5 protein-coding genes are annotated in these 2614 nt (G+C 41.0%); 3 read left to right on the top strand and 2 right to left on the bottom strand.

Annotated elements, in window-relative coordinates:
* On the top strand, nt 1–418 hold a 418-nt coding region (locus Q0688_RS07745; RefSeq protein WP_299074780.1), incomplete at its 5' end, for an asparaginase domain-containing protein.
* A 75-nt stretch (nt 419–493) separates the two neighbouring features.
* On the opposite strand, the gene Q0688_RS07750 is transcribed toward Q0688_RS07745, so the two are convergent.
* The gene (locus tag Q0688_RS07750) at nt 494–832 is read right to left on the bottom strand and encodes a DUF2853 family protein (protein ID WP_299074781.1); all 339 of its coding nucleotides are present in this window, start codon (nt 830–832) and stop codon (nt 494–496) included.
* A 31-nt stretch (nt 833–863) separates the two neighbouring features.
* On the opposite strand from Q0688_RS07750, the gene Q0688_RS07755 reads away from it, so the two are divergent.
* A complete protein-coding gene (locus tag Q0688_RS07755) occupies nt 864–1049 on the top strand; it encodes a hypothetical protein (protein ID WP_299074782.1) in 186 nt (61 codons plus the stop codon).
* Between the two features lies 1 nt (nt 1050).
* Nucleotides 1051–1470: an NAD(P)/FAD-dependent oxidoreductase gene (locus tag Q0688_RS07760; protein WP_299074783.1), complete on the top strand. Its 420-nt coding sequence runs from the start codon at nt 1051–1053 to the stop codon at nt 1468–1470.
* Here the strand turns inward: Q0688_RS07760 and Q0688_RS07765 are convergent.
* On the bottom strand, nt 1448–2479 hold the full coding sequence (locus Q0688_RS07765; protein WP_299074784.1) for an IS630 family transposase: 1032 nt from the start codon (nt 2477–2479) through the stop codon (nt 1448–1450). The genes Q0688_RS07760 and Q0688_RS07765 overlap by 23 nt on opposite strands.
* Between the last annotated feature and the right edge of the window lie 135 nt (nt 2480–2614).

Genomic DNA, 2614 nt, shown 5'->3' on the forward strand with positions numbered 1-2614 from the left:
TGAAGTAGGCGATCCGAGTGTAACTCGAATATTAAAGCACCTTAATCCTTCTTTTCAATATCAAATTCATAAAGCTTTTCAAAAGGACAGCTTAGATATTACGGTTAAGGATAGGGCTTTTTTGGTCAACCTCATTCAGGAGATGGACAGTAAGGCAATTATTATAACACATGGCACAGATACCATGTGCGAGACTGCTGAGCACCTTATGGGAGTGGAGGGGAAAACGATTGTGATTACTGGCGCGCTCTCACCGGCAAGATTCCGTGTGACTGATGCGGTGTTTAACCTAGGCTTAGCTATGGGGGCAGTGCAGTCAATGCCCGCGGGAGTTTACATCGCCATGAGTGGAGAGATATTCACCGCAGGAAATGTGAGAAAGAATCGCAAGGCTGGCAGGTTTGAAAAAATCTCATGATTGCTAAGTAAGCGAAAAAAAGCGGCAACCGAAATGAATCCGGATGCCGCTTTGAAATTCTGTTAGATAAATTGACTACCCGTAAACTGATTCTTTCTTCAGCTTTTTGACGATTAGGTAATAGAACACTGAGCGGAGTTTCTGTCTGTTAGATGGACCAATTTTCTCAATTGCGTGAGCGATGGCTTTATCTTGTTTTGCTTCGTCAGTCTCACCGAGCTTTTTGCTGATGAAGTTTTTCTTGATCGTAGCTATCTCTTTAGCATCACGTGCTGCTATTAGCTTGCTGTCTGCCTTGTAGAGAGCTGGTCCTAGTCCTCTGGCTACTTTCTCTAGAAGTTCTGCATTGCATGGAATCTTCTGAGCCTTCATTTGTTTTTTTGCCGCTTCTATAGCGTCGTCTAGTTTACTCATGGTATGTCACAGTCGCACACCGATTGGCGTAGTGGAAGATAAAATTTTAAGAAGCTTACCTTCAGAATCAATAAATAAAAAAGCTCAATTTATTGAGCAGACCAAAACGAACAAAGCTGTTTTTTTATCCATGCTCACAACCTATGGTGTAAAACAAAACGAGTATAGCGGGATGGTACAGAACTTTTTGGAACAGGATGTTTTATTTGAGAATTGATATGGACAGGATAGAAAAATATCAAGCAATAATTGTAGGAGGTGGCTTAGCGGGTTTGTCGTTGGCAATCCAACTAACTCAAGAAAAGCGTAGCGTTTTACTAATAGAAAAAGGGGATTACCCACGACATAAAGTCTGCGGAGAATACATCTCATTAGAAAGTTGGAACTTCGTAGAGCGATTGGGTATTCCATTAGGAGAAATGAATTTACCCATAATAGACTCTTTAAAAATTAGTGCGGAGAGTGGTTTGCAGTTAGAGTCAAAATTAAATTTTGATTTAGCAGCCATAATTTGTTCATTTTTTGTTTTTGTAATTATGTATTGTATGGCCAAGCCTATGGTACTAATTGATAGATTATCAGTTAAATTATCAAAAAAATTAAATATATACCCAATCAACTTGAAGATGCAGGCTTGAACACCTGAAAATTGTCATTGATTCGAGACGTCAACGAACCTGCAATCTCTGGAAGAGCTACAGTAAAAAATTGGTCTATGGCTTCCTTGAAGTCACGTTTACTTTTGAAGTAAACGTTATTCCTCGACTTCTCGTTCATTACCTTCCAAAGCCGCTCTATCGGATTGAGGTTTGGGCTGTATGGTGGAAGGTAATGCAGCTCAATATTAAGCACAAATGCCGCATCTTTAACTAAATCACTGCGGTGATATCCTGCTCCATCCAAAATGATATGGAGCTTGTGATTTAGCGGGTAGCTCTCTCTGAGTTTGCAGAAGAAACGGACAATGTTTTCACTGTTGATGCTGTCGTAGTCACTAACAATGGTTGACCCAATATCCGACAGGTTTAGTGCGCCAATAATATTCAGTCGGCTACGATTACCTGTCGTTTCTAACACTTTATCTTGACCAGTGCGTATCCAACCATGGGAGATTTTGGTCGACAGTGTTGGATGAACGGCATCGATAAACACTATCGACTCATCCTCGCCGCAACTTGCCTTTAGGGCTTCGTAAGCTTCGATGAACGCTTGCTGTTTTGTTTCATCAAACTTGTGTGGAACACCTTTTGGTTGCTTGTAGCTGAAACCATTGTGGTGAAGCCATTTATTCATGCCTGAAACCGTATAGCTAAGACCAAACTCCTCCTTAACATACACGACAATTTGATGAGTATGGGAATAGGTATGCTCAGTCAAATGTTCGATAAGCTGCATAGTCTGCTTAGCAGAAAGTCGGCTCTGGCTACCACCATTTTCAGGCTTAAGCTTTTCAGAGAGAACATAATCACTGAGGTGACGAGCGACAGTCGATTCATGAATACGAAGGGCTTGAGAAATCATAGCCTGACTCCAACCTTCAGAAGCAAGTAACACCGCTTTAATGCGATCGCATACTCGACTATCACGAGTAGAATCGTGCATCTGCTCGAGTTGCAGCTTTTGTTGAGGAGTCAGTGTAATTTTCATGGGCCTTAGCATGATCCTGATTTTATCGAAAATCAAGCACCTTCATTGATCACGGGTATAATGAGTATCTAGTAGCCTACAAGCGCTGTAAACCAACTAAATCAAGTTTTCATTGGATATCGAGTTCGATGTTAA

The sequence above is a fragment of the uncultured Paraglaciecola sp. genome, from assembly GCF_937123705.1.
GTDB lineage: Bacteria > Pseudomonadota > Gammaproteobacteria > Enterobacterales > Alteromonadaceae > Paraglaciecola.